The 25,228-nt window shown below is 73.0% G+C and carries 25 protein-coding genes; 12 read left to right on the top strand and 13 right to left on the bottom strand.

Annotated elements, in window-relative coordinates:
• Positions 1–19: 19 nt before the first annotated feature.
• The 3 genes from ACTMS0_RS09850 to ACTMS0_RS09840 form a co-directional block, all read right to left on the bottom strand.
• Positions 20–862: a 3-keto-5-aminohexanoate cleavage protein gene (locus ACTMS0_RS09850; protein WP_441154840.1), complete on the bottom strand. Its 843-nt coding sequence runs from the start codon at positions 860–862 to the stop codon at positions 20–22.
• Positions 863–954: 92 nt separating this feature from the next.
• Positions 955–2,067, bottom strand: coding sequence for a CAF17-like 4Fe-4S cluster assembly/insertion protein YgfZ (ygfZ, locus tag ACTMS0_RS09845; protein WP_441154839.1), 1,113 nt, complete (start codon positions 2,065–2,067; stop codon positions 955–957).
• On the bottom strand, positions 2,064–2,492 hold the full coding sequence (locus ACTMS0_RS09840; RefSeq protein WP_441154838.1) for a Fur family transcriptional regulator: 429 nt from the start codon (positions 2,490–2,492) through the stop codon (positions 2,064–2,066). Before ACTMS0_RS09840 ends, ygfZ begins: the two co-directional genes overlap by 4 nt.
• A 129-nt stretch (positions 2,493–2,621) precedes the next feature.
• Between ACTMS0_RS09840 and ACTMS0_RS09835 the strand changes: the two genes are divergently transcribed.
• On the top strand, positions 2,622–3,476 hold the full coding sequence (locus ACTMS0_RS09835; protein ID WP_441154837.1) for an aminotransferase class IV: 855 nt from the start codon (positions 2,622–2,624) through the stop codon (positions 3,474–3,476).
• 33 nt (positions 3,477–3,509) lie between these two features.
• Here ACTMS0_RS09835 and ACTMS0_RS09830 read toward each other — a convergent pair whose 3' ends face one another.
• Both ACTMS0_RS09830 and mtfM read right to left on the bottom strand, forming a co-directional pair.
• Positions 3,510–4,103 (bottom strand): FABP family protein, encoded by a 594-nt coding sequence (locus ACTMS0_RS09830; protein WP_441154836.1) that lies wholly within the window; start codon positions 4,101–4,103, stop codon positions 3,510–3,512.
• A 31-nt stretch (positions 4,104–4,134) separates the two neighbouring features.
• The gene (mtfM, locus tag ACTMS0_RS09825; RefSeq protein ID WP_267897534.1) at positions 4,135–4,239 is read right to left on the bottom strand and encodes a small membrane protein MtfM; all 105 of its coding nucleotides are present in this window, start codon (positions 4,237–4,239) and stop codon (positions 4,135–4,137) included.
• A gap of 24 nt (positions 4,240–4,263) precedes the next feature.
• Here mtfM and ACTMS0_RS09820 point away from each other — a divergent pair, with 24 nt between their 5' ends.
• From ACTMS0_RS09820 to ACTMS0_RS09810, 3 genes are read left to right on the top strand one after another with little or no spacing between them, the layout of a single operon-like run.
• Positions 4,264–4,626 carry a DsrE family protein gene (locus ACTMS0_RS09820; protein WP_441154835.1) on the top strand — a complete coding sequence of 121 codons (363 nt, stop codon included), beginning with the start codon at positions 4,264–4,266 and terminating at the stop codon, positions 4,624–4,626.
• Between the two features lie 46 nt (positions 4,627–4,672).
• Entirely contained in the window at positions 4,673–5,053 is a 381-nt protein-coding gene (locus tag ACTMS0_RS09815; RefSeq protein WP_441154834.1) for an SCP2 sterol-binding domain-containing protein, read from the top strand.
• Positions 5,050–7,107: an amylo-alpha-1,6-glucosidase gene (locus ACTMS0_RS09810; RefSeq protein ID WP_441154833.1), complete on the top strand. Its 2,058-nt coding sequence runs from the start codon at positions 5,050–5,052 to the stop codon at positions 7,105–7,107. The genes ACTMS0_RS09815 and ACTMS0_RS09810 overlap by 4 nt, the downstream gene beginning before the upstream one ends.
• Before the next feature lie 69 nt (positions 7,108–7,176).
• Here the strand turns inward: ACTMS0_RS09810 and ACTMS0_RS09805 are convergent, their stop codons facing one another.
• Together ACTMS0_RS09805 and ACTMS0_RS09800 are read right to left on the bottom strand one after the other, a co-directional pair.
• The gene (locus ACTMS0_RS09805; protein WP_441154832.1) at positions 7,177–8,028 is read right to left on the bottom strand and encodes a hypothetical protein; all 852 of its coding nucleotides are present in this window, start codon (positions 8,026–8,028) and stop codon (positions 7,177–7,179) included.
• Positions 8,029–8,123: 95 nt separating this feature from the next.
• Entirely contained in the window at positions 8,124–8,639 is a 516-nt protein-coding gene (locus ACTMS0_RS09800) for a winged helix-turn-helix domain-containing protein (RefSeq protein ID WP_441154831.1), read from the bottom strand.
• A gap of 211 nt (positions 8,640–8,850) precedes the next feature.
• Here ACTMS0_RS09800 and ACTMS0_RS09795 point away from each other — a divergent pair, with 211 nt between their 5' ends.
• The gene (locus ACTMS0_RS09795) at positions 8,851–13,221 is read left to right on the top strand and encodes a S8 family serine peptidase (RefSeq protein WP_441154830.1); all 4,371 of its coding nucleotides are present in this window, start codon (positions 8,851–8,853) and stop codon (positions 13,219–13,221) included.
• 69 nt (positions 13,222–13,290) lie between these two features.
• On the opposite strand, the gene ACTMS0_RS09790 is transcribed toward ACTMS0_RS09795, so the two are convergent.
• From ACTMS0_RS09790 to ACTMS0_RS09770, 5 genes are all read right to left on the bottom strand, one after another.
• Positions 13,291–13,632 (bottom strand): DUF1416 domain-containing protein, encoded by a 342-nt coding sequence (locus tag ACTMS0_RS09790; protein ID WP_441154829.1) that lies wholly within the window; start codon positions 13,630–13,632, stop codon positions 13,291–13,293.
• Positions 13,633–13,634: 2 nt separating this feature from the next.
• Positions 13,635–14,483 (bottom strand): sulfurtransferase, encoded by an 849-nt coding sequence (locus ACTMS0_RS09785; protein ID WP_441154828.1) that lies wholly within the window; start codon positions 14,481–14,483, stop codon positions 13,635–13,637.
• Positions 14,484–14,687: 204 nt separating this feature from the next.
• Positions 14,688–14,765: an Ms5788A family Cys-rich leader peptide gene (locus ACTMS0_RS09780; RefSeq protein WP_311202345.1), complete on the bottom strand. Its 78-nt coding sequence runs from the start codon at positions 14,763–14,765 to the stop codon at positions 14,688–14,690.
• A 72-nt stretch (positions 14,766–14,837) separates the two neighbouring features.
• The gene (locus ACTMS0_RS09775) at positions 14,838–15,623 is read right to left on the bottom strand and encodes an LmeA family phospholipid-binding protein (RefSeq protein ID WP_441154827.1); all 786 of its coding nucleotides are present in this window, start codon (positions 15,621–15,623) and stop codon (positions 14,838–14,840) included.
• A gap of 99 nt (positions 15,624–15,722) precedes the next feature.
• Positions 15,723–16,751: a hypothetical protein gene (locus ACTMS0_RS09770; RefSeq protein ID WP_441154826.1), complete on the bottom strand. Its 1,029-nt coding sequence runs from the start codon at positions 16,749–16,751 to the stop codon at positions 15,723–15,725.
• Between the two features lie 245 nt (positions 16,752–16,996).
• Between ACTMS0_RS09770 and ACTMS0_RS09765 the strand changes: the two genes are divergently transcribed.
• The 7 genes from ACTMS0_RS09765 (at position 16,997) to pstB (ending at position 24,200) form a co-directional block, all read left to right on the top strand.
• Positions 16,997–17,716, top strand: a complete 720-nt coding sequence (locus ACTMS0_RS09765) for a winged helix-turn-helix transcriptional regulator (RefSeq protein WP_441154825.1) — start codon at positions 16,997–16,999, stop codon at positions 17,714–17,716.
• Between the two features lie 136 nt (positions 17,717–17,852).
• Entirely contained in the window at positions 17,853–18,719 is an 867-nt protein-coding gene (locus ACTMS0_RS09760; protein WP_441154824.1) for a polysaccharide deacetylase family protein, read from the top strand.
• A 135-nt stretch (positions 18,720–18,854) separates the two neighbouring features.
• Positions 18,855–19,781: a mycothiol synthase gene (gene mshD / locus ACTMS0_RS09755; protein ID WP_441154823.1), complete on the top strand. Its 927-nt coding sequence runs from the start codon at positions 18,855–18,857 to the stop codon at positions 19,779–19,781.
• 315 nt (positions 19,782–20,096) lie between these two features.
• Complete coding sequence (gene pstS, locus ACTMS0_RS09750; RefSeq protein ID WP_441154822.1) at positions 20,097–21,203, top strand: phosphate ABC transporter substrate-binding protein PstS; 1,107 nt, start codon at positions 20,097–20,099, stop codon at positions 21,201–21,203.
• Positions 21,204–21,247: 44 nt separating this feature from the next.
• Positions 21,248–22,318, top strand: coding sequence for a phosphate ABC transporter permease subunit PstC (gene pstC / locus ACTMS0_RS09745; protein ID WP_441154821.1), 1,071 nt, complete (start codon positions 21,248–21,250; stop codon positions 22,316–22,318).
• Positions 22,315–23,403: a phosphate ABC transporter permease PstA gene (pstA, locus tag ACTMS0_RS09740; protein ID WP_441154820.1), complete on the top strand. Its 1,089-nt coding sequence runs from the start codon at positions 22,315–22,317 to the stop codon at positions 23,401–23,403. Before pstC ends, pstA begins: the two co-directional genes overlap by 4 nt.
• A gap of 20 nt (positions 23,404–23,423) precedes the next feature.
• The gene (gene pstB, locus ACTMS0_RS09735; protein WP_441154819.1) at positions 23,424–24,200 is read left to right on the top strand and encodes a phosphate ABC transporter ATP-binding protein PstB; all 777 of its coding nucleotides are present in this window, start codon (positions 23,424–23,426) and stop codon (positions 24,198–24,200) included.
• A 121-nt stretch (positions 24,201–24,321) separates the two neighbouring features.
• Here pstB and ACTMS0_RS09730 read toward each other — a convergent pair whose 3' ends face one another.
• Positions 24,322–25,155 (bottom strand): NUDIX hydrolase, encoded by an 834-nt coding sequence (locus ACTMS0_RS09730; protein WP_441154818.1) that lies wholly within the window; start codon positions 25,153–25,155, stop codon positions 24,322–24,324.
• Between the last annotated feature and the right edge of the window lie 73 nt (positions 25,156–25,228).

Raw genomic sequence — 25,228 nt, 5'->3', positions numbered from 1 at the left:
GCGCCCGCCCGGCCGCCGCTTACCTGCCGGCGGCGGTCACGCCGAGCAGCCCCCGGGCCTCGGCGGTGGTGAGCGGCGGGCGCTGGGCGAGCTGGGCGAACCCGACGGCGCGCGCGACGAGCTGCATGTTGGACTCGACCGGCCGGCCCTTCGCGTACGTGACCGTGTCCTCCATGCCGACCCGCAGGTGCCCGCCCGCGGACAGCGAGGCGAGCAGCACCGGGATCGTGCTGCGACCGATGCCGGTCGCCGAGAACGTGGTGCCCTCCGGCAGGTCGCGCAGCATCTGCTGGGCCGCGACCAGTGTCGCCGTGGTGCCGGGCATACCGCCGGGCACGCCCATGACGAAGTCGACGTGCACGTGCCCGCCGGCCGGCAGCCCGTACTTCCCGAGCAGCCGCTGGAGGGCGGTGAGGTGGCCCAGGTCGAAGATCTCGTACTCGGGGACGATGCCCCGCTCCTGCATGCGCGTGTGCAGCTCGACGATGAACTCCCAGCGGTTGAGGAAGACGTCGTCGCCGAAGTTGACCGTGCCCATGGTGCAGGAGGCCATGTCCGGGCCGGCGTCCAGGACGGCGAGCCGGTCGGCCTCCGGGTCGGTCACCGCGCCGCCGGAGGAGAGCTGGACGACCAGGTCCGTGCTGTCCCGCAGCGCCGCCACGGTGTCGCGCAGCCGGCCCTGGTCGAGGGTGGGCCGGGCGTCGTCGTCCCGGATGTGGACGTGGATCACGGCGGCGCCGAGCGCCTCGCACTCCTTCGCGGTCAGCAGCAACTCGTCGAGGGTCACCGGCAGCGCCGGCACCTCCGCCTTGGCCGACTCCGCGCCGGTCGGGGCAACCGTGATCAACGTCCCTGTCGTCATGCCCGGATCCTAGACGGCCGCCCGGGCGCCGTCGACAGGAAGTTTTCCGCCATCCGGGGCACAGGGAAGTGAACCTTCCTCTGGCGGCAGCCCTACGCCGGATCGATCGCGGCGGCGGTGTCACCGATGAGCAGTCGGGCGTCGTCGGGGACGTTGCGCTTGACCACCGCCAGGGCGATCTGGCCCAGCTCGTGGTGGTGCACGGCGGTGCCGACGAAGCCGACCGCCCGGCCGTCGAGGGCCACCGGCGTCCCGGCAGCCGGCGGCTGGTCGGTGGTCACCCCGTCGAGGTGCAGGAGGACGAGCCGGCGTGGCGGCCGTCCCATGTTGTGCACGCGGGCCACCGTCTCCTGCCCCCGGTAGCAGCCCTTCTCCAGGTGCACGGCCGGCGCGATCAGATCCACCTCGGCGGGGATGGTGCGGTGGTCGGTGTCCACCCCGACCCGGGCCCGGCGGGCGGCAACCCGCACCGCCTCGTACGCCCACAGGCCCGCGACCGGCACCCCCGCGCCGCGCAGCTCGCCGACCACCTGCTCCATCTCGGCCCGGGGCACCAGCAGGTCGACGCCCAGCGGCCCGCGGCGGGCCCACCCGCCCACCGGCAGCGGGCGGACGTCGTAGAGGACGGTGGGCCGGGGCGGCACCGAGCCGGAGCGGAACTTCGGGCCCGGCACGGCGACCACGTCGGGTTCGGCCAGGGCGCTCACGCCCAGGGTCGTCAGGGCGGCCGGCGCCTCGGGACCGACCAGCGAGAGCAGCGCGTGGTCCGCCGTCACGTCCCGTGGGTCGACCTTGCTGAAGAAGCGCATCCGCTCCAGGTACGCGAGCAGGCCGCACGTGGCGCCCGGCTCGGTGTCCAGCCAGGTGGTGACGCCGTCCTCGGCGACCATCGCGTGCTGCTCCACGTGCCCGTGCGGGGAGAGCACCAGCAGCTCGGTGCCCTGCCCGGCGGCCAGTTGCCCGAGGTGCTGGGTGGTGAGCGTGTGCAGCCAGCCGATCCGGTCCTCACCGGGCACCGCGATCACGCCCCGGTGGGAGCGGTCGACCAGGCCGACGGCGGTCTCCAGCGTGCGCTGCTCGCGCAGCGGGTCGCCGTAGTGTGCGGCCACCCCCCGTACGCCGGCCGCCGCGTGCACCGGCTCCGGCTGGTCGCGGCTGGCCTCGTCGATGCTCTCGACGGCCACCGCACCCTCGATGTCGATCATTCCCGGTCCCCGTTTCCGCAGCGGCCGCAGACACCGAAGAGGGAGACGTGGCCGATGTCCACCCGGAACCCTCGCTGCTCGGCGAGCTGGTCGGCCAGCGGGCGCAGCAGGTCCGGATCGATCTCGTCGATCGCGCCGCACTCGCGGCAGACCAGGTGCACGTGCTGGTCCTCACCGGCCGCGTGGTACGTCGGCGAGCCGTGCGAGAGGTGGGTATGGGTCACCAGGCCGAGCCGTTCCAGCAGCTCCAGCGTGCGGTAGATGGTGGTGATGTTGACCCCCGCGGCCACCTCACGGACGGCCGTGTGGATCTGCTCCGGCGTGGCGTGGCCCAGGTCGAGCACCGCCTGGAGGACGAGCTGCCGCTGCGCCGTCAGCCGCAGGCCACGGGCCCGGAGCAGTTCCGCGAGGGAGGTTTCGGACACCGTCCGATCATAGTTCGCCCCCGCGCGAGACCCCGGCCGCGGCGGCGAGTCCGCGCGGGCCCTGTGTCGACCTGCCGGCACGAGCCACGACCCGGCCCGGACGCGACTCAGGCCCTATGCTCGGCGGTCATGGTGGCAGCGAGAATGGCGGTGCTCGGGCGCGGCCGGGTGCCGGCCGGGGAGGCGGTGCTGCGCGGCGACGACCTCGGCGTACTGCGCGGCGACGGGCTCTTCGAGACGATGCACCTGCGGTCCGGGCGGCCCTGGCTGCGGGAGGCCCACCTGGAGCGGATGGCCCGGTCGGCGAAGGCGGTGGAGCTGCCCCTGCCCCCGACCGAGGCGCTGGTCGCCCTCCTCGACGAGGTCGCCCTCGGGTGGCCCGCCGAGGTCGAGGGAGCGCTGCGGCTGGTCTGCACCCGGGGGCCGGAGGGTGGCGGGCCGCCGACCGTGTACGCCACGCTGGCCGAGGTGCCGGCGTCGGCCCGGGACGCCCGCCGGGACGCCATCACCGTGGCGACGCTGCCGCTGGGCGTGCCCGCCCGGGCCCGCTCCGGCCTGGACTGGCTGCCCGCCGGCGTCAAGTCGACGTCGTACGCGGTGAGCACCGCCGCCCGCCGCTGGGCCTCCCGGGCGGGCGTCGACGACGTGCTCTGGATCTCCTCGGACGGGTACGCGCTGGAGGGGCCGATCGCGAACGTCGTGTGGCTGGCCGGGGACGTCCTCTGCACGGTGCCCGCCGCCGACACCGGCATCCTTCCCGGCACCACCGCCGCCTGGCTGCTCGCCCACGCCGACGAGGCGGGGCTGGACGCCGACGAACGGATGGCCACGCCGGCCGACCTGGCCGCCGCCGACGGCGTCTGGTTCACCTCGTCGGTCCGGGGCCTGGTCGAGGTCCGTGCGCTCGACGGAGTCGACCGGCCCCGGTCGGCCTACACCGGACGGTTGCAGGCCCTGGTGGGCTTCCCCGTGCCACCGGCCTGAGCCGGGGTCCACGGCCCGGACCCCGGCCGGTGCTCAGCCGCCGACGCGGATCAGCCGGGCGGAGAGGTGCGGGGACAGGCCGTGGCCGACGGCGGCCATCTCCTGCGCGTACAGCAGGGCGCCTTCCACGATGCCGAACAGGCGGTGGCCGGCGGTGACCTCCTTGGCGGTGGAGGTGCGGACCACGGCGTCGGTCACGAACTCGATCTGCGTGCCCTTGCGCTTGCCGATGTGCAGCTCCATCACGCCCGTGGGCGTGGTCATCAGCGCTTCCAGCTCGTCGGTCGCCCGGTCACCGGCCAGCACCGGCCGCCACCAGCCGACCTCGCGCCCGGCGGGGCGGACCGGCTGGCTCTGCTCGTCGAGGAGCCAGGCCCGGGACTCGTAGAACAGGAACGGCCGCCCGTCGTGGCTGATCCGGATCTCCTGCGCGAAGTCGAAGTCCTCGATCGTGGGGAAGCCGCCCCGGCCACGCCCCCGCCACACCCCGATGTACGGCAGCAGGCCGTCCAGCGCCGGGTGCAGCTTCGGACCGACCCGCAGGTCGTGGCTCTCCTCGTAGGGGTACGGGTCGACCGGCGGCGCGTTCAACCACGGCGGTGGCTGCAGGGGGTTCTCGTCGCTCACCGGTTCTCTCCGCCCTTCCCCGTCGGTGCGCTCACCAACGGCCTCTCGAAATGCGTACGGCAAGGTAGACCAGGCCACCGGCGAGTGCGCCCAGGCCGGCGACCAACAGGCTGACGAACCCTATCTCCGTGACCATCGGCGACCATCCTATGCTGGCGTCATGGCCCGTACCCTCGTCGTCAAGGCCACCGCGGGCGCCGACGCCCCGGAGCGGTGCGCACAGGCGTTCACGGTGGCGGCCACCGCGGCCGCGGCCGGGGTGGACGTCTCGCTCTGGTTGACCGGCGAGGCGACCTGGTTCGCCCTGCCCGGGCGGGCACAGGAGTTCGAGCTCCCGCACTCGGCACCGCTGGCGGAGCTGCTGCACGTGATCCTGACCACCGGCAGGGTGACGGCCTGCACCCAGTGCGCCGCGCGGCGCGACATCGGCCCGGGCGACGTGCTGCCGGGCGTCCGGATCGCCGGCGCCGCGGTCTTCGTCGAGGAGGCCATGGCCGAGGACGCCCGGGCGCTCGTGTACTAAGACCGGAACCGACGCGGCAAGTCGGGCCAATGCCTACGATTCGGGTGTGACCGAGGCAACGGAGCGATTCTTCGAATCACTACCGGCGCGCGCCCCGGCCGTCCTCCGCGGCCCGATCAGCGGCACGATCCAGATCGACCTCAGCAACGGCAACCGGACCGAGCACTGGCGAATCCGGATGGCACCCGGTTCGATCGAGGTCAGCCGCATGCGCGGGCCCGCCGACGGGATCTGGTACAGCAGCCAGGACCTCTTCGACCGGCTCGTCACCGGCCGGGCGCAGGCGATCTCCGCGGTGCTGCGCAACGAAAGCAGCTTCAGCGGCAACGTCGTGCTCTTCCTCGCCTTCCGCCGGTTCTTCCCCAACCCGCCGGACGCCCAGGACCCGCGCGAGGCCGCTCGTGAACAGGCCGGACGGTTGCGGTGAAGGAGCTGATCAGCATCCTGGACGGCAACACCTTCCTGGTCAGCGACCGCCGCGGGGACATCGAACCGTCCCTGGACTTCCCCACCGGGCTCTTCTCGTTCGACACCCGGTTCCTCTCCACCTGGCTGCTCACGCTCAACGGGGAGCGCCTGCACGCCCTGTCGGTGGACGACGCCCGGTCCTACCAGACCCGATTCTTCCTGGCCCCCGGCGAGCCGACCCACTACCTCGACGCGAAGGTGTCGGTGATCCGCAGCCGCGCCATCGGTGGGAGCATCGACGAGGAAGTGACCGTGCTCAACCACGCCGGCAAGGAGATCGAGTTCATCCTCCGGATCGACATCGGCGCCGACTTCGCCGACCTGTTCGAGATCAAGAACGTCCGCCAGAAACACGGCCACACCACCGCCAGCGTCGGCGAGAACGAACTGCGGCTCACCTACCGGCGCGAGGCCTTCCACCGGGAGACCGTGGTGTCGACCAGCACGCCCGGCGACATCGACGTGGCCGGGATGACGTTCCGGATCCGCATCGGCCCGCACGGGGAGTGGACCACCCGGCTGCACGTGAGCTCCATCATCTACGGCGCCCGGGGCGAGGACATCCGCAACGTCCTGCCGCAGTTCCGGGGCAGCCGCAACCCGGCCGCCATCGAGGCGGAGCAGAACGAGCTGATCGAGCGGGCGCCGAAACTCGGCTGCGACTGCGAGCCGCTGGCCGGCGCGTACCGGCGCAGCCTCAACGACCTGGCCGCCCTGCGCTACGAGTCCCTCTCCCTCGGAGCCCGGCTGATCTCCGCCGGCCTGCCGTGGTTCATGACCCTGTTCGGGCGGGACAGCATCTTCACCTCCCTCCAGGTGGTGCCGTTCCTGCCCGAGCTGATCCCGTCGACGGTCATGCTCCTCGCCGGTCTCCAGGGACACCGACTGGACGACTTCCGGGACGAGGAGCCGGGCAAGATCCTGCACGAGCTGCGGTACGGCGAGACCGCGGGGTTCGAGGAGCAGCCGCACTCGCCCTACTACGGCTCCGCCGACTCCACGCCGCTCTTCGTGATCCTGCTCGATGAGTACGAGCGGTGGACCGGTGACGCCGAACTGGTCATGAAGCTGGAGTCGACGGTCCGTGCCGCGCTCGCCTGGATCGACACGTACGGCGACCTGCTCGGGACCGGCTACGTCTGGTACCGGACCCGCAACCCGGACACCGGGCTCCCGAACCAGTGCTGGAAGGACTCCTGGGACTCGATCTCCTACCACGACGGGCGGCTGCCGGACTTCCCCCGCGCCACCTGCGAGCTCCAGGGGTACGCGTACGACGCGAAGATCCGGGGCGCCCGCCTGGCCCGCCAGTTCTGGAACGACCCCGCGTACGCCGACCGGCTGGAGCGGGAGGCGGCCGAGCTGAAGATCCGGTTCAACCGCGACTTCTGGATCCCGGACAAGGAGTATTACGCGCTCGCCCTCGACGCCGACGGCCGGCAGGTGGACGCGCTCAGCTCGAACATCGGTCACCTGCTCTGGAGCGGCATCGTGGACGAGTCGCGCGCCGGACGCCTCGCCGAGCACCTGCTCAGCCCCCGGCTCTTCTCCGGTTGGGGCGTCCGGACGCTCGCCGACGACCAGGGCCGGTACAACCCGATCGGGTACCACGTCGGGACGGTCTGGCCGTTCGACAACTCGATCATCGCCTGGGGGCTGTGGAAGTACGGCCTCCGCGAGGAGGCCGGGCGGATCTGCGACGGGATCCTCGCCGCGTCCCGCTTCTTCCAGGGCCGGCTGCCGGAGGCGTTCGCCGGCTACGAACGGGCGCTCACCGAGTACCCGGTGCAGTACCCCACCGCGTGCAGCCCCCAGGCCTGGTCGGCGGGAACACCGCTGCTGCTGCTCCGGGTCATCCTCGGCCTGGAGCCGCAGGGGGACCACCTCATCATCGACCCGTACGTGCCGGACGGCATGGGCCGGATCGAACTGCTCGACATCCCGGGCCGCTGGGGCCGGGTCGACGCCCTCGGCCGCAGCCGCACCCCGCACGACGGCCGCCGCGGCCACTGACGGCGGTCCCGGCCCGCTGCCGGCGGTCCCGGCCCGCTGCCGGCGGTCCCGATCCGCTGCCGGCGCGCGTCAGCCCGTGCAGCCCGTGGAGGCGGCGAGCCGCAGCTCCTCGCCCGTGGCGTCGGCGAGGACGATGTCCGGGCCGCGCCGGTAGGCGTACGTGTCGGGGGTGTCGACGAGGGCGGCGCCGGCGGCCAGCGGCGCCAGCGCGGCCAGCGACACCGGCTCGGAGCCGGCGTCCACCCAGCGGGTCCACGCCTTCCCGCCGTCGGGGCACCGCGCCACGACCACCTCGGTGGCGTCGGTCGCCGGTCGGCCCAGGGCGCGTGACGCCTCCTCCAGCGCCAGGCCGGCGGCGTGCAGCGGCAGCAGCTCCCCGAACTCCACGTCGGCCGGCCGGCAGCCGGTCGCCACCGTGAGCCGGACCCGGCCCGGCTCCGGCACCTCGCCCTCGACCAGGACGAACTCACCGGCGTCGGCACGCAGGCGCGGGCCGTCCACGCTGTCGCGCACCCCGGCCCGCCAGGACCCCGGAAGCGCGTCGGCGACCCGGTCGAGCAGGGGCCGTTCGGCGCCCTCGGCGACCAGCACGTCGACGCCACGGATCAGCTCGGCGCCGTCGCTGACCGGCGTGACGCGGCACCCCTTCTCGACCGTTTCCGGGGTCATGACCCACACGCCGTCAGGGCCGATCGCGGCGACGAGGCGGCCCACCGCCCGGTCGACCACCGGCACCGCCTGGCTGATGGTGCGCTGCTCCTTCACGGTCGGCGGGTCGGTGCGGACCGACCACCACGTGAGCGCCACCAGCAGCATCGCCCACGCCACGGTCGCGACGAGCAGCCAACGCGCGGCCCGGTGGCGGCCCGGCGGGCGGTCGGGACCGGACGGTGGGGCGTACCCGGGGTGGACGGCACTCACCGCGCCATCGTGTCACGCGCCGGCACGCCCGCAGTCGACGGCGTCGGTACGGCGGGCCGCTCCGCGCGCGGACCGGCCACCGGCATCCGCACCGCTCACCCGGTGGCGTCGTCCGGCGCGGGGACGAGGCGGTAGCCGACTCCGCGCACGGTCTGCACGCGTGGGCCGCCGGACAGCAGGCGCAGCTTGTGCCGGAGCCGTTTCATCGCCGAGTGCAGGATGGCCGTGTCGCCGAGGTACGCGCCGCCCCAGACCGAGGCGAAGAGCCGCTCGTAGCTCCAGAGTGCGAGCGGCGGGCTCGCCAGCCGCCCCAGCAGCTCCCGCTCGGTGCGGGTCAGCGCCAGCGGCCGCCCCCGCCAGGTGACCAGGTGTCCCGGCCGGTCGACGACCAGATCGCCGCAGCTCACCGGAGTATCCCGGGCCACCGGCACCGGCACCGGCGCCTCGGCAGGCGGCTCGGCGGGCGGCTCGGGAAAGAGCATCGCGCGCAGCTCGGCCAGGTCGGCACAGCTCACCACCGGCCCCACCCCGTCGAGCCGGCGCAGCACGTGCTCGCGCACCGCCACGTCGGGACTGACACAGACAACTATCGGGACTGCCCCACCGGACACGCTGCCTCCCCGGCCGTCCGTGCTGACGTGAAGGCTCCCACCCATCGACCCGCACCGGCGCTCGCCCCGGGATCAGCGTATCGGCCAGAATCGCGTCCCGTCACTGACCAGGTACTGACCGAAACATTTCATTGATCGTCGTCTGTCGTCCCACGAGCATGGCTCTCGCGGGACCGGAACTGACCGGACCCGTGGACGTGGGGAGGCAACAGTGTCCGTACGACCATCCGCGCGGTCCCGCCTGTGGCGTGTGGCCGTCGCGCTCGGCGCGCTGGTGCTCGGGCTGACCGCCCAGCCCGCGCTCGCCGCGTCGCCACCCGGCACACCGGCCCGGGCGACCGTCTCGCCGGGGCTGCTCGACGGCCTCACCGCCACCGACATCGCGACGTTCCTGGTGTACCTGCGGGAGACGGCCCCACTCGGGGACACCGCGAAGCTGCGGGACGCGGACGGCCGCGCCCGCGCCGTGCACCACCTGCTGACCGGTACCGCCGAACGCACCCAGCGCGACCTCCGGAGGCTGCTGGACGCGCGGAAGGTGGAGCACACGTCGTACTGGATCGCCAACGCCCTCCGCGTCCGCGGCGACCGGGCCCTGATCGACGAGCTCGCCGGCCGGCCCGAGGTGGCCCGGATCGAGCCCACCCGCAGCTACCCGCTGGTGCGGCCGACGCCGGCCGCGCAGGCTCGGGCCCGCACCGCCGCCGTGGAGTGGGGTCTCACCGACATCGGCGCGCCCCGGGTGTGGGACGAGTTCGGCGACCGGGGCGAGGGCGTCGTGGTGGCGAACATCGACAGCGGCGTGCAGTACGACCACCCCGCCCTCGTCCGTTCCTACCGGGGCAACCTCGGCGGCAGCTTCGACCACGCCTACAACTGGTACGACCCGACGGGGATCTGCCCCGGCCCGGCGCCCTGCGACAACAACGACCACGGCACCCACGTGATGGGCACGATGGTCGGTGACGACGGGGCCGGCAACCAGATCGGCGTCGCCCCGGGCGCGCGGTGGATGGCCGCGAAGGGGTGCGAGGTGAGCACGTGCTCGGACGCCGCACTGCTCGCCGCCGGCCAGTGGGTCCTGGCCCCGACCGACCCGAACGGCCAGAACCCGCGACCCGACCTGCGTCCCGACATCGTCAACAACTCCTGGGGCGGCGACGGGGGCGACCCGTGGTACCAGCAGACCGTCGCCGCCTGGCGGGCCGCCGGCATCTTCCCGGTGTTCTCCGCCGGCAACGACGGCCCGGCCTGCGGCAGCGCCGGCTCACCCGGCGACTACCCGACCGCGTACGCCGTCGGGGCGTACGCGTCGAACGGCGCCATCGCCGGCTTCTCCGGTCGCGGCTCCGACACCGACCCGCTGAAGCCGAACGTCGCCGCGCCCGGGGTGGCCGTCCGCTCCAGCGTGCCCGGCGGCGGGTACGAGGCCTTCAACGGCACCTCGATGGCGGCCCCGCACGTCTCCGGCACCGTGGCCCTGGTCTGGTCGGCGGCCCCCAGCCTGCGCGGTGATCCCGCGGCCACGGAGGCACTGCTGGACCGCACCGCCCGCGACGTCGACGCCACCACCTGTGGCGGGACCGCGGCGGACAACAACGTCTTCGGCGAAGGGCGGCTCGACGCGTACGAGGCGGTGCGGACCGCCCCGCGCGGACCGGTCGGGCGGATCCTCGGCACGGTGACCTCGGCCGGCGACGGTGACCCGGTCGCCGGGGCGACCGTCGGCGACGGCACCCGCACCGTCACCACCGGCCCGGACGGCCGGTACGCGCTGACCGTGCCGGCCGGCGAGACCACCGTGACGGTCTCCGCGTACGGCTTCGCGACGCAGTCGGCCACCGTGACGGTCGCCGAGGGCGCGGCGGTCACCCGGGACTTCACGCTCGCGGCGAGCCCGATGGTCACCCTGGGCGGCCGGGTCACCGACGGCTCCGGACACGGCTGGCCGCTCTACGCGCGCGTGGACGTCGCCGGCCGGGCGGGCGGCCCGATCTTCACCGACCCGGTGACCGGGCGGTGGTCCGCCACGGTGGCCGGGGACGCCGCGTACCGGATCACCGTCACGGCCCGGTACCCGGGCTACCGCACCGCGACCCGCGAGGTGGCGGTCGGCGACGACGCCACCACGGTCGACGTGGCGGTGCCGGTGGACGCGGCCTGCACCGCCGCCGGGTACACCGGGAGCTTCGGCGCGCCGCTGCTGACGCAGAGCTTCGACGGTACGACCGCACCGGCCGGCTGGTCGGTGGTCAACCGCACCGACAAGGGCGGCTGGGTGTTCAACGACCCGGGGCGCCGCGGCAACCTCACCGGCGGCAGCGGTGGCTTCGCGATCATCGACAGTGACGCGCTGGGCTCAGGCAACACCCAGGACACCGACCTGGTGACCCCGGCGGTGGACCTGTCCGGCACGCCCGTACCGGTGCTGCGCTTCCGCAGCGACTGGCGGGCGGTCGGGGTGACCGACACCGCGGACGTGGACGTCTCCACCGACGGCGGCGCCACGTGGACCAACGTCTGGCACCAGACCGCGAGCCGGCGCGGGCCGCGCGTCGAAGAGGTGCCGCTGACCGGGGCCGGCGGGGCGTCGGACGTCCGGCTGCGGTTCCGTTTCAAGGGCACGTTCGCCTGGTGGTGGCAGATCGACGACGTCGCCCTGGTCAACCGGGACTGCACGCCGGCGCCGGGCGGCCTGGTGGTCGGCACGACGACCGACCGCAACACCGGCGCGCCGGTGAACGGAGTCACGGTGACCAGCGTGGACCGGCCCACCGACAGGGGCGTCTCGGCCGCCACGCCGGAGGACCCGAACCAGCCGGACGGCTTCTACTGGCTCTTCTCCGGCCTCACCGGGACGCACCCGTTCACCGCGACGCGGCCGCCGTACCCGCCCGCGACCCAGGACGTCACCGTCGTCGCCGACGACGTGCGGCGGGCCGACTTCACGCTGGCCGCCGGCCGGCTCACGGTCACCCCGGCGCAGGTCGAGTCCCACCAGCCGTACGGCAGCACCCGGAGCACCCGGCTCACGGTGAAGAACACCGGTACCGCCCCGGCCACCGTCGCGGTGCTGGAGCGCGCCGGCCGGTTCGAGCTGCTCAACCGGGCGGGCGCCCCGCTGCGCGAGCAGAGGCTCAAGGGCATCAGCAAGGCGCGCACCGGAACCGCGTACGGCGGCGCGGCGCCGGAGGCCGGTACGTCCGCGGACGACGCCTGGACCCGGATCGCCGACCTGCCGGCGGCCGTCTTCGACAACGCGGCGGCGTCGCTGGACGGCCGGGTCTACTCGGTCGGCGGTGGCGGCGGCACCGGGACCGAGCGCAAGGCCTGGGCGTACGACCCGGACACCGACGCCTGGACGGCGCTGCCCGACCTGCCGACCGCTCGCGCCAAGCCGGGCGTCGCGTCGGTGGGCGGCAAGGTCTACGTACTCGGCGGCTGGGGCGCCGACGACGACACCGTCGCGGCGGTGGACGTGCTCGACCCCGGCACCGGCACCTGGAGCACGCTGTCCGGGGCGACCAACCCGGCACCGGTCGCCGCCGCCGGGACGGCGGTCGCCGGCGGCAAGGTCTACCTCGTGGGCGGCTGCACCGACGGGGCCTGCGCGGAGACCGACCGGCTGGTGGTGTTCGACCCGAAGACCGGGGCCTTCACCACCGGCGCGCCCTACCCGCACCCGGTCGCCTGGCTGAGCTGCGGCGGGATCGGTGCCCAGGTGTACTGCGCCGGCGGCACCGGCAGCACCGAGCACACCGACGCGTACCGGTACGACCCGGCCTCGGACAGCTGGACCCGGATCGCCGACCTGCCGCTGGAGCTGTGGGGCTCGCAGTACGCGGCGGCCGGCGGGATGCTCGTGCTGGCCGGCGGCGTGACCAGCGGTTCCAGCGTGGTGACGAACCGGACCGTCGGCTACGACCCGGCGACCGGCAGCTGGCGGAACCTGCCGAACGCGGAGTTCGCCCGGTACCGGGGCGCCGCCGCGTGCGGGGCGTACCGGATCGGCGGCTCGCCCACCTCGTTCGTGGGGTCGGCGCAGAGCGAACGGCTCGGTGGCCTGGAGCTGTGCGCGGAGGAGGCGGACCTGCCCTGGCTCGCCACCTCGCCCACCAGCTTCACGCTGGCGCCGGGAGCGTCCCGCACGGTGACCGTCACGCTCACCGCGACGGCCGCCGCCGGGGTCGCGCAGCCCGGACGGTACGGGGGTGAGCTGGCGTTCGCGGCCGACGTACCGTACCCGGTGCCGCCGGTGAGCGTGGAGATGAACGTGTCTCCCCCGGCGAGCTGGGGCAAGCTCCGGGGCACGGTCACCGGGGTCACCTGCGCCGGCGTGACGGTCGGCGTACCGGCGACGGTGCGGGTGAACCTGGTCGGCGGCACCACCGGCTACACGCTCACCGCCGACTCCCAGGGCCGGTACGCGTGGTGGCTGCCCAAGGGCCGGTACGAGGTGATCGTCGCCAAGGACGGCTGGATCCCGGAGGTGCAGCGCACCCGGGTCGAGGCAGGCTTTGTCGGCACCCTCGACTTCAGCCTGGAACCGTCGTCGAGTTGCACGAGAGCGACCGGCATCTGAGGTAGGCGGCACGACAGCGGCCCGCCACTCCGGCAGGAGTGGCGGGCCGCGGTCGATTCAGAGCGCGGGTCAGTTGGCGACCGTGACGGCCACCTCGTTGATGCCCCGGGCGGCGGTCACGGCGGTGTCGCCGTTGCCGTGGCGGGAGAGCGCCCGGAGCGTCCACGTGCCGGGGGCGGCGAAGAAGCGGAACTGCCCGGCCGGCGAGGTGACCACCTCGGCGGTGAACTCACCGGTGGAGTCGAGCAGCCGGACGTACGCGCCCGGCACCGACTCGCCCTCGGCGGAGCGGACGACGCCGGTGATGACGGTCTCCTTCTCCAGGTCGAGGCTGGCGGGCAGCGGGGCGGACTGGTCCGGGGCGGCGCAGCCGGCAGCGGTGGCAGCGGCTGCTGCGGTGGGTGCGGTCATCGTCAGGCCTCCCCGGGCTCGTCGCCGAGCGCGACCGGCACGCCGACCAGCGAGCCGTACTCGGTCCAGGAGCCGTCGTAGTTCTTCACGTTGCGGTGGCCGAGCAGCTCCTGGAGCACGAACCAGGTGTGCGAGGAGCGCTCGCCGATCCGGCAGTACGCGATGGTCTCCTTGCCGTCGTCCAGCCCGGCCTCGGCGTAGATCTTGCGCAGCTCGTCGTCGGACTTGAAGGTGCCGTCCTCGTTGGCCGCCTTGGACCACGGCACGCTGATCGCGGTCGGCACGTGGCCGGCGCGCTGCGCCTGCTCCTGCGGGAGGTGGGCGGGGGCGAGGAGGCGGCCCGCGTACTCGTCGGGGCTGCGCACGTCGACGAGGTTCTTCGTGCCGATGGCGGCCACGACCTCGTCGCGGAAGGCCCGGATGGAGCTGTCCGGCTCCTGGGCCACGTACTGCGTGGCCGGACGGGTCACCGCGTCCTTGACCAGCGGGCGGGCGTCCAGCTCCCACTTCTTGCGGCCGCCGTCGAGCAGCTTGACGTCGCCGTGGCCGTAGAGCTTGAAGTACCAGTACGCGTACGCGGCGAACCAGTTGTTGTTGCCGCCGTAGAGGATGACGGTGTCGTCGTTGGCGATGCCCCGCTCCGAGAGCAGCGCCTCGAACTGGGTCTTGTTGACGAAGTCCCGGCGCACCGGGTCCTGCAGGTCGGTCTTCCAGTCGAGCTTGATCGCGCCGGGCAGGTGGCCGGCGTCGTAGGCCGAGGTGTCCTCGTCGACCTCGACGAAGACGACGGCCGGGGCGTCGAGGTTCTTCTCGGCCCAGTCGGCCGAGACGAGTGCGGTGTCGCGACTCATCAGATCACTCCCTGGTGAAGATGGACGGTGAACCAGCACGAGGCATCGCAATGGATGACGATCGCACCACGCGTGGGGTCCACCGTATGGACGGATCACGGGTTCGTGCGACGGCGCCGCTGCCGGGCGTGGAAAGAGAGCACGGGAGAAGAAAGAAGCCCCTGCGTGCCGATGGCTGCTAGGCAGCCGAGGACAGCCCCGCCGTCAGATGACGGGGCGACACAGGCAGGTGGCCACGCGGCACAGGTCGACCGCGCGCCGTTTGGTGAGGAGCGTCCCCATGGGCAGGGAGCCTACCAGCGAACCCGGGCGACGCCACCGGACCGACCAGCATCCGGGACGCGTCGTCGCCGGTCAGCTCACCGCGTTGATCGGAACGTCGCGCGCGTCCGCGGTCACCTGGAGCCCCTCGGGCAGCGGCCGGACCTCGCGGACCGCCAGCTGGAACGGCAGATCCGGCAGGGGTACGTCGATCGAGATGCTCTGCGCGTAGTTGTTGAGCAGGGTGCGCGCCAGCGGCACGTTGGGCAGCCCCTCGGCGGTGAGGTTGTTGAACCGCAGGGCCACCTTTCCCTGCTCGCTGACCGTGATGTCGGCGGTGCCGGTCACGGTCAGCCGCTGCCCGAGGATGTCCACCGGGGCGGTCACCGCGAGGCGGCCGCCCTGCTCGCCCAGTCGCAGCCCCTCGCGGTCGAGCAGCGCGGCCAGGCTGTCGTAGCTGATGATGCCGGTGCCGTTGACGGTCTCGGCGACCACGTCGCCCCGTCCGGAACGGATGGTGTCCAGCGAGGCGGTCACGTTGCGGGCGTCCACGTCGAGGGTCGGCAGCGCCACCGCGTCGCCCTGCACCGAGCCGCGCACCTCGCGCAGCCCGATGGAGATGCGCTCGTACCGGCCGTCGAGCACCTGGGTGAGGAAGGGGAAGCCGCCGATCTCGACCTCCGGCGGGGAGGACTGCGCGTCCTGCTTGGCGACCTCCTGCCGGACCTGGTCGGCGATCGCGCGCTCGGCCACCCCGGCCGCCACGCGGTCGGCCGCCACCAGCAGCCCGGCCAGGACAAGCAACAGGACGAGGAGGACGACGAGTGTGCGGCGCCCCCGCCGCCGGGGCCGCTCCTGGTACGCGTACTCCTCGGTCACGCCGCCTCCTGTCGTCCTTCCGGTGCCGCGCCGCGGCGCAACGGTGGTACCCGAACGGGCAAAATCTCAATCTCCGGTCAAAGGACCAGCTTGCACATGTCAGAGGACCAGCTTGCACATGGCGTATGCGGCCGGAGCGGCGAGGGCGAAGCCGGCGAGGGGGCCCTGCATGTGCCGGGCCACCCACATGGTGGGCTGCTCGCCGGCCATCAGGCGGCCCGCCTCCGCGTACCCGACCGCGAGGTCGGTCAGGACGGCGGCGACGGCCGCGACCAGGCCCATGATCGCGGCCCGGGTCGGGGTGAACGGGGTCACCAGGTAGCTGCCGAGGACCGCGCTGACGAGGGTGCCGACCATGGCGCCGCCGACCACACCGGCCGCGCCCCGGGGGACCTGAGGGGCCAGCCGGGGCCAGGCGGCGAACGCGTCGGTGGCCCGGGCGACGGTGAGCGCGACGCCGGCGGCGATGAGACAGACCGTGATGGTCTGGGTCCCCGCCGGGATCCGGCTCAGCACGATCAGTGTGCCGAACGCCACCACGCCGGACACGATCATTGCGGTGCCGCGGAGCGAGTCGGTGACCCGCACCCGGTCGACCCGGCGCACGAGCTGGCCGAGGACGGCGGCCACCAGACCCACCAGGAGGACCTGGAGCAGCGGCATCAGCCGGGCGGTGTCGGTCTGCACGGCCACCGTGTCGGCCGCGACCGCCGCCACGGCGCTGACCGCGGCGACCACCGCCAGTGCGGGTGGCCGCGCCGCCATCGTCCAGGCCAGCACCGAGAGCAACTGGACGCTGAGGACCACGATCGTGAACGGCAGCCGGTGACCGGGCCCCGAGGTCTGCGCCGCCAGCACCAGACCGGCTCCGAGCAGCGCGGAGAAGCCGGCGACGCTCAGCGCGAGTGGTCGCCGCACCTCGACGGGCGGGGTGACCTCCTCGTCCTTCTCGTCACTGGGTTCCGTGGCGGGCCGGCGCGCCGGCTCCCCGCCGCGCCGGGCCCGGCGGGGGCCGCCGCGCTCCGCCCGCTCCTCGCCGTCACCGGGGCGCGGCGCAGGCTGCTGGGCGCCCGGGGGCTGGTCTGGCCACGGGTCACGGCCGGTGTCCGGCGTGCTGGAGGGAAACACCCTCCGATCGTGCCAGACCCGGCCGCGACCACGGAGGTCACGGTTTCGGCGAGGTTAAAACATGTTGCGCGATCAAGGGCACATCGGGCAAACGGGAAATGGCCCGAGGGCTCAGCCGGGGCGATCGGTTACGCTCAAGCCGTTACCCCGCCCGTCAGCGACGCCGGGACCCACGCAATTTTCTCAGCGCCACCCGCCAGGAGTGTGCCGCTGGTCGCGCGCGGCCGAGGGCCGCCGGGACGGAGGTGATCGTGGAGATCCTGCTGCTGGTGACCGCGCGGGCAGGCGAACCGTCCGCTGTGCTGCCGGCGCTCGACCTGCTGCCGCACTCGGTCCGCACCGCGCCGCGCGACGTCCGTACGCTGGTCGCCGGCCCCAGCCCCGACGCGGTGCTGGTCGACGCCCGCTCCGAGCTGAGCGAGGCCCGGGCCACCTGCCGGATGCTGCACGCCACCGGGCTCGGCGTGCCGCTGGTCGCCGTGGTCACCGAGGCCGGCCTGATCGCGCTCAACGCGGATTGGGGCGTCGACGACGTCATCCTCGCCTCGGCGGGCCCGGCCGAGGTCGAGGCGCGGCTGCGCCTGGCCGTGGGCCGGCTGAGCAACGCGACCGCCGGCGCCGGTGGCTCGATCCGGGCGGGCGAACTCACGATCGACCCCGACACGTACGCCGCGAAGCTGAAGGGCCGGCCGCTCGACCTCACGTACAAGGAGTTCGAGCTGCTCAAGTTCCTGGCCCAGCACCCGGGCCGGGTCTTCACGCGGGACCAGCTGCTGCGCGAGGTCTGGGGCTACGACTACTTCGGCGGCACCCGCACGGTGGACGTGCACGTCCGGCGCCTGCGGGCAAAGCTCGGCTCGGAGTACGAGTCGATGATCGGCACGGTCCGCCAGGTGGGTTACAAGTTCGTCGTCCCGCCGTCGCGGGCGCTGCCCGACAGCGAGCACGCACCACTGCCCGTCTGACCACCCCGTTTGGGCATTCGCCCCTTTTGCCCTACTAGCCCGCCTTATTCTGACTGCCGGGTTGGGCGAGGTGGAAGGGGCGACCGGTGCGTGCAGTGACTACGGGGGCGGCGGTTCGACACGGGCGGGCTGACTGATGCGGGTCTCCCCGGCGGTCCGCGCCCTCGGCATCGTGACGCTGGTGCTGACCGCGCTGCTCGGTTCGGCGTACGCGATCGGCCGCAGCCTCGTCCCGGACGGGTTGCGCTCCGGCGTCACCACCAGTGCCACCGGTCCGCACTACGGCGACCAGTCGTCCCTGCCTGGGGAGACCGGCGCCGACCAGCCCCGGTCGGGTGACCCCACCGGGCGTCCCGGCTCGGGCGAGGCGACCAGCGCACCGGAGATCGTCGACGGCATCCCCACGTACGGCGCCCGCAGCACGACCGGCACGTCGACAGTGGCGCTGACCTTCGACGACGGGCCCCACCCCCAGTACACCCCGCAGGTCCTCGAGATCCTGCGCGAGTTCCACGTCACGGCGACGTTCTGCGTGGTCGGTGAGAACGCGCGCAACCACCCGGAGCTGATCCAGGCGATCGTGGCCGACGGCCACACGCTGTGCAACCACACCTGGAACCACGACGTCACGCTCGGCGCCCGGTCGCCGGACCGGATCCGGGCCGACCTCCTCCGGACCACCGAGGCGATCCGGGCGGCGGTGCCGAACGCGCCGGTCGCCTACTACCGGCAGCCCGGCGGCGCCTGGACGTACGGGGTGGTCTCGGTGGCAGAGGAACTGGGCATGATTCCGCTGCACTGGACGGTCGACCCGGCCGACTGGCGCGCGCCCGGCGCGGGCCGTATCGCGTCGACGGTGATGACCGGCGCGAAGCCGGGTGCGGTCGTGCTGCTGCACGATGCCGGCGGCGACCGGCAGGGCACGGTGGACGCGCTCTACCGGATCCTGCCGGAGCTCACCAGCCGGTTCCAGGTGGAGGCCCTGCCGCCCGGCGCGACATGACGGCGACCTCAACGACGGTGGGGCATGGCGGCGGGACGTGGCGGCAAGGACCGGCGGACGCCCGGTCGGCGCGACGGCGGCGGATGCCGTCCGGTCCGCCGGAGCCGGCCGGGGGAACGGGGCTACGGTGACCCGGTGAGCAGCCCCGAACACACCATCGACCGGGTGTACCGGACCGACCGACTCGACCCGACGGAGATCGCCGACGTGCTGGCCCTCGCCCGCGCCGCCGGGGACGCCGACGGTGCGGACCCGCTCGACGAGCACGTCCTCCTCCGGCTTCGGGACCGGGAGGCTCCGGCCGTGCATCTCACGGCCCGCGCCGACGACGGCACCCTGACCGGGTACGCGCACCTGGACACCACCGACCCGGCGGCGGGCACCGGGGTGGAGATGGTCGTCCACCCGGCCCACCGCCGGCGCGGCACCGGACGTGCCCTGGCCCGCGGCGTGCTGGCGGCGGCGACCGGGCCGCTGCGTGCCTGGGCGCACGGCGACCACCCCTCGGCCGCCGCCCTCGCGGTGGACCTGGACTTCCGGCGGGCCCGGGTGCTCTGGCAACTGCGCCGGCCGCTCACCGCCCCGGTTCCCGAGCCGCGCCTGCCCGACGGGGTGACGCTGCGCGCGTACCGGCCGGGCGCGGACGACGACGCCTGGCTGGCGCTCAACGCGCGAGCCTTCGCCGACCACCCCGAGCAGGGCCGCTGGACCGCCGCCGACCTGCGGGTACGCCTCGACGAGCCGTGGTTCGACCCAGCCGGCTTCCTGCTCGCCGTCGCCGAGTCGACGGGTGAGCTGCTCGGCTTCCACTGGACCAAGGTCCACGAGCGGCCCGGCTCGGCCCGGATCGGCGAGGTGTACGTGCTGGGCGTCGACCCGGGCGCCCACGGTGGCGGGCTCGGCAAGGCGCTGACCGCGGCCGGCCTGGCGTACCTGCGGGACCGGCGCGGCCTGGACCGGGTGATGCTCTACGTCGACGAGTCGAACACCGGGGCGGTGGCCCTGTACGAGCGGCTCGGCTTCGCCCGGTGGTCCGCGCACGTCAACTACCACCGGGGCTGACCGGTGGGCCGGTGACCGGGTCGGGGCCGCCCCGCCGCATCACCGCCGGATAACGGCCGCGACTCGGCGCGGTAACGGCCTGCCGGAAAAATGACCATTCTTCCGACAGGGGCAGCCGAGTTCACTAAACGGACAACTCGCCCTCAGCGAGCGGCCACCGCGAGGGTCGCACGTGTTCACCTTCCGTTCACTTGTGACCGGCGAACCAGTCACCTGACGCTCCTAGCTTTTGCATCAGGCCGGTCAGCGTGCCGGCTCCCCCGGCCCCCAACCCGGGGCCGCGATGCCAGTCAGACGTGAAGGGAAACCCCTCAGGTGAAGCTCCAGCGGCACGGCACTCTCGCCTGCCTCGCTCTTACCGCGACGCTCGCTCTCAGTGCATGCGGCTCGGACAACAACGAGCCCGCAAGTGGCGCCTCCGCCTCCGGGTCGGCCGGCGCGGTCGACTGCGCCACCGGCACGCTGAACGCTCAGGGCTCCTCGGCGCAGAAGAACGCCATGGCCGAGTGGATCAAGGCGTACCAGCAGAAGTGCCAGGGCGTCACGATCAACTACGAGCCCTCGGGTTCCGGCGCCGGCATCGAGGCCTTCATCGCCGGCACCGCCGACTTCGCCGGCTCGGACTCCGCCCTCAAGGAGGACCAGCAGCCGAAGGCGGACGCCCGCTGCGCCACCGGCAAAGCCATCAACCTGCCGATGGTGATCGGCCCGGTGGCCATCGCCTACAACCTCAACGGCGTGGAGAACCTCCAGCTGAAGCCAGCCACCCTGGCCAAGATCTTCGCTGGCAAGATCACCAAGTGGGACGACGCGGCGATCAAGGCCGACAACCCGGACGCCAAGCTGCCGGCCACCACGATCCAGACGATCCACCGGTCGGACTCCTCCGGCACCACCGACAACTTCACCGACTTCCTCTCGAAGACCTCCGAGGCCGACTGGACCTTCGGCAAGGCCAAGGAGTGGAAGGCCCCGGGCGGCACCGGCGCCAAGGGCTCGGACGGCGTCGCCAGCCGGGTCAAGGGTGCCGACGGCACCATCGGCTACATGGAGTGGTCGTTCGCCGAGAACGCCGGCCTGGGCATCGCCAAGATCGGTAACGGCGCGGGTGAGTTCGCCGAGCTGACCGCCGAGGCGGCCGGTAAGACCATCCAGGGCGCGGCCGTCGAGGGCCAGGGCAACGACCTCAAGATGAAGATCGACTACAACACCAAGGAGGCCGGGGCCTACCCGATCGTCCTGGTGACGTACGAGATCGTCTGCGAGAAGGGCACCGCCGCCGACAAGCTCCCGCTGGTCAAGGGCTTCCTCAACTACGCCGCCAGCACCGAGGGCCAGGCGGAGCTGACCGAGCTGGGCTACGCCCCGCTGCCGGACAGCGTCCGCACCAAGGTCGAGACCGCGGTCAAGAGCCTCTCCTGACCTGACTGACACCACCACGTATCTCAATCGGAGCGAGCGAGCTGATGGGCATCCCTCCCCGCTCGGCCAACGCCGGCACCGGCGGAACCACTCACGGGTGGTCCGCCGGTGCCTCGGCGCGTGTGGCCGAGGCACCACTTCGCACCCCGGACGGACCCGGGCTGGGCGGCGGCGGCGCACTGCCGCGGGCCCGCAGGTTCGGCGCCGAGCGGGCCTTCCGCGGCCTCACCATGGCCGCCGGGACCACCGTGCTCGTCGTCATCGCGGCGATCGCGGTCTTCCTGATCGCCAAGGCGGTGCCGGCACTCCAGGCGAACACCGAGAACTTCTGGACGTACGAGGGCTGGTCGCCGAACGACACCGAGCCGAAGTTCGGCATCGGCGCCCTGGCGTTCGGCACCCTGCTCAGCTCCGCCCTGGCTCTGTTGATGGCGGTCCCCGTGGCGTTGGGTATCGCGCTCTACCTCTCCCACTACGCACCCCGCCGGCTGGGCACCGCCCTGGGCTTCCTGATCGACCTGCTGGCCGCCGTGCCAAGTGTCGTCTTCGGTCTCTGGGGACGCGACTACTTCTCCGGGCCAGTGACCGACCTGTCCGTCTGGCTCAACACGTACTTCGGGTGGCTCCCCCTCTTCGGCGGCGACGGACCGTACGGCGCCTCGATCCTGCTGGGTGCGCTCGTACTGGCGATCATGGTGCTGCCGATCATCACCTCGCTCTCCCGCGAGGTGTTCCTCCAGACGCCGACCGCCAACGAGGAGGCCGCATTGGCGCTCGGCGCGACCCGGTGGGAGATGATCCGCACGGCGGTCCTCCCGTACGGCCGTCCCGGCATCATCGCCGCGGTGATGCTCGGCCTGGGCCGCGCGCTGGGCGAGACGATCGCGCTGGCGCTGACCCTCGGCATCACCTTCGGCATCTCGTTCAACCTGATCGAGAACGGCGGCAACACGATCGCCGCCAACATCGCCAACGCGTTCGGCGAGGCGAACGAGACGGGTCGGGGCGCGCTGATCGCCTCCGGTCTGGTCCTCTTCGCGATCACGCTGATCGTCAACATCACGGCGCGGGCGATCATCTACCGCCGCCGGGAGTTCACGGAGTCGGCCGCATGACCACCACCGTCACCTCGCACCGCACACGCCCGCCGGCCCAGCCGCCCACGCTGCGGGCCCGCCGGCTGCCGAAGTACGTGGCACCGGCCATCGCGCTCGCCGCGCTGCTGGTCGCCGCCGCGATCGTGTACGGCACCGGCATCGGCGGACCGGTCCTGGTCGTGGTGATCGGGGCGCTGCTCTACCTGGGCGGACTGTTCGCCGCGGCGAACGCCGTCGAGGGTCGCCGGTCGGCGCGCAACCGCACCTGGAGCGCCCTGATCCACTCGGCGTTCGTGCTGGCCGTCCTGCCGCTGGCCTCGGTGGTCTGGACGCTGGTCAGCAAGGGCCTGGAGCGGTTCGACGGCAACTTCTTCCTCACCTCGATGAACAACATCGGGGCGCGGGACCCGGAGGGCGGCGCGTACCACGCCATCGTCGGCACGCTCATGCAGGTCGGCATCGCCACGCTGATCACCGTCCCGCTCGGCATCCTCTGCGCCATCTACGTCGTCGAGTACGGCCGCGGCAAGTTCGCCTTCGCGATCCGGTTCTTCGTCGACGTCATGACCGGCATCCCGTCGATCGTGTCGGGTCTGTTCGTCCTGGCGTTCTGGGTGCTGATCGTCTCGCCGTACTTCAACGACGGACGGCCGGGATTCTCCGGCTTCGCCGCGGCGTTGGCGCTGAGCGTGCTGATGCTCCCGACCGTGGTCCGCTCCACGGAGGAGATGCTGCGTCTGGTCCCCGCGCCGCTGCGCGAGGGCGCGTACGCCCTGGGCGTGCCGAAGTGGAAGACGATCCTGCGGATCGTCCTGCCCACCGCGCTGCCGGGCATCGTCACCGGCGTCATGCTCGCCATCGCCCGCGCGGCCGGCGAGACCGCACCGGTACTGCTCGTCGCCGGCGGCGGCGCGGCGATCAACTTCCACCCGTTCGAGAACAACCAGTCGTCGCTGGCCCTCTTCGTCTACCAGCAGGCCGGTGACGCGTCCCGGTACGCGCCCGCGCGGGCGTGGACCGCCGCTCTCACCCTGGTCGCCCTCGTGCTGATCCTGACGATCGCCGCGAAGCTGCTGGCCCGTCGCAACCGGCTCGGCCGATGAACCCCGGAGGTACCACCACCATGGCGAAGCGCATCGAAGCCTCGAAGGTCACCGCGTACTACGGCGGTTTCAAGGCGATCGAGGACATCAACCTCACCGTCGAGCCGAAGACGGTCACCGCCCTCATCGGGCCGTCCGGCTGCGGCAAGTCCACCTTCCTGCGGTCCATCAACCGGATGCACGAGGTGCTCCCCGGTGCCCGCGTCGAGGGCAGCCTGACCATCGACGGCCAGGACGTCTACGACCGCGACGTGGACGTCACCGCCGTCCGCCGCATGATCGGCATGGTCTTCCAGCGCCCCAACCCGTTCCCGACGATGAGCATCTACGAGAACGTGGTGGCCGGCCTGCGGCTCAACGGCGTCCGCCGCAAGTCGATCCTGGACGAGGCGGCCGAGAAGGCGCTCCGCTCGGCGAACCTCTGGGACGAGGTGAAGGACCGGCTCGGCAAGCCCGGCGCCGGCCTCTCCGGCGGTCAGCAGCAGCGGCTCTGCATCGCCCGCACCATCGCGGTCGAGCCGCAGGTGGTGCTGATGGACGAGCCCTGCTCGGCGCTCGACCCGATCTCCACGCTGGCCATCGAGGACCTGATGTTCCAGCTCAAGGACAAGTTCACCATCATCATCGTCACGCACAACATGCAGCAGGCCGCCCGTGTCTCCGACCGGACCGCCTTCTTCTCGATCGAGAAGACCGGTGACCCGGGCCGCCTCATCGAGTACGACAACACGCAGAAGATCTTCAGCAACCCGAGCGTGAAGAAGACCGAGGACTACATCACCGGCCGCTTCGGCTGAGCCCCACACCCAACCCGCCGGCATCCCCGGCGCGCCACACCATCCCAGGTACGCAGATACAGAGAAGGAGTGGTCATTCCCGCGGGAATGACCACTCCTTCTCTGTTCGAGGCCGCCTGCTTCAGTCGAGGACGAAGCGGGAGTCCCCGTTGGGGCGCAGGTCGAGGTGGGGGGTCACCGGGGTGGCCGGGTCGCGGGTGGCCGACGCCGCGACGACACCGTCCAGGTCGCCGCACGCCGCGAACTGGCCGAGGGTGACCAGCGTCGGCGGGAGCATCGTCAGCTCACCGGCCTCGGCGCGGGCGCAGGCGTCCGCCGGACGCATCCACAGCGTCCGGTCGGCCTCGCCGGAGACGTCCCGGGTCCGCTGCCCCTCCGGCAGCAGGGCTCCGAAGAAGTAAGTGTCGAAGCGACGCGGCTCGAACTCGGGTGTGATCCACCGGCTCCACGGCAGCAGCAGGTCGGACCGGAGGGTGAGTCCCCGATCGGCGAGCAGGCCCGCGAAGCCCACCTCCCGCCGCTCCAGCGCGACCCGGGCCGCCTCCCAGTCGTCCCCGCTCACGTCGCCCACCACCGTGCCGCCGTCCGGGCCGGCCAGCAGGACGCCCGCCTCCTCGAACACCTCCCGCGCGGCGGCGCACACCACCGCCTGCGCGGCCTCCGGAGCCAGGCCGAGCCGGGCGCCCCACTGCGCCGGGGTGGGCCCCGCCCAGTCCACGTGGGCCGCCGAGTCCGACGGGTCGACCCCGCCGCCGGGGAAGGCGTACATGCCGCCGAAGGCCATCGCGGCGACCCGGCGGATCAGATACACCTCGAAGCTGGCTCCGGCCGGGCGGAGCAGCAGCACGGTGGACGCGACCCGGGGCACGGCCGGGACGCCACCCTCGGCGCGGAACCGCCGGGCGTGCTCCACGAGCGCCGGTGGTGCGGGGAAGCCGTGGGGGTCGATCGTCATGCGACGAGCCTAGGGCCTGTGTCAAAGCCCCTCGCCGGCCTGCGGCGGGCCCAGGCGACGACCGGGGGCGTTG

This window comes from Micromonospora sp. H33 (assembly GCF_052068455.1).
Lineage (GTDB): Bacteria > Actinomycetota > Actinomycetes > Mycobacteriales > Micromonosporaceae > Micromonospora.
This window is presented reverse-complemented; position numbering and strand designations above follow the sequence as displayed.

Excerpts from the sequence above, each read along its gene's own strand:
- ACTMS0_RS09850 (WP_441154840.1), bottom strand. The coding sequence starts at position 862 with ATGACGACAGGGACGTTGATCACGGTTGCCCCGACCGGCGCGGAGTCG.
- ygfZ (WP_441154839.1), bottom strand. The coding sequence starts at position 2,067 with ATGATCGACATCGAGGGTGCGGTGGCCGTCGAGAGCATCGACGAGGCC.
- ACTMS0_RS09835 (WP_441154837.1), top strand. The coding sequence starts at position 2,622 with ATGGTGGCAGCGAGAATGGCGGTGCTCGGGCGCGGCCGGGTGCCGGCC.
- mtfM (WP_267897534.1), bottom strand. The coding sequence starts at position 4,239 with ATGGTCACGGAGATAGGGTTCGTCAGCCTGTTGGTCGCCGGCCTGGGC.
- ACTMS0_RS09820 (WP_441154835.1), top strand. The coding sequence starts at position 4,264 with ATGGCCCGTACCCTCGTCGTCAAGGCCACCGCGGGCGCCGACGCCCCG.
- ACTMS0_RS09790 (WP_441154829.1), bottom strand. The coding sequence starts at position 13,632 with ATGACCGCACCCACCGCAGCAGCCGCTGCCACCGCTGCCGGCTGCGCC.
- ACTMS0_RS09785 (WP_441154828.1), bottom strand. The coding sequence starts at position 14,483 with ATGAGTCGCGACACCGCACTCGTCTCGGCCGACTGGGCCGAGAAGAAC.
- ACTMS0_RS09780 (WP_311202345.1), bottom strand. The coding sequence starts at position 14,765 with ATGGGGACGCTCCTCACCAAACGGCGCGCGGTCGACCTGTGCCGCGTG.
- ACTMS0_RS09760 (WP_441154824.1), top strand. The coding sequence starts at position 17,853 with ATGCGGGTCTCCCCGGCGGTCCGCGCCCTCGGCATCGTGACGCTGGTG.
- pstC (WP_441154821.1), top strand. The coding sequence starts at position 21,248 with ATGGGCATCCCTCCCCGCTCGGCCAACGCCGGCACCGGCGGAACCACT.
- pstA (WP_441154820.1), top strand. The coding sequence starts at position 22,315 with ATGACCACCACCGTCACCTCGCACCGCACACGCCCGCCGGCCCAGCCG.
- pstB (WP_441154819.1), top strand. The coding sequence starts at position 23,424 with ATGGCGAAGCGCATCGAAGCCTCGAAGGTCACCGCGTACTACGGCGGT.
- ACTMS0_RS09730 (WP_441154818.1), bottom strand. The coding sequence starts at position 25,155 with ATGACGATCGACCCCCACGGCTTCCCCGCACCACCGGCGCTCGTGGAG.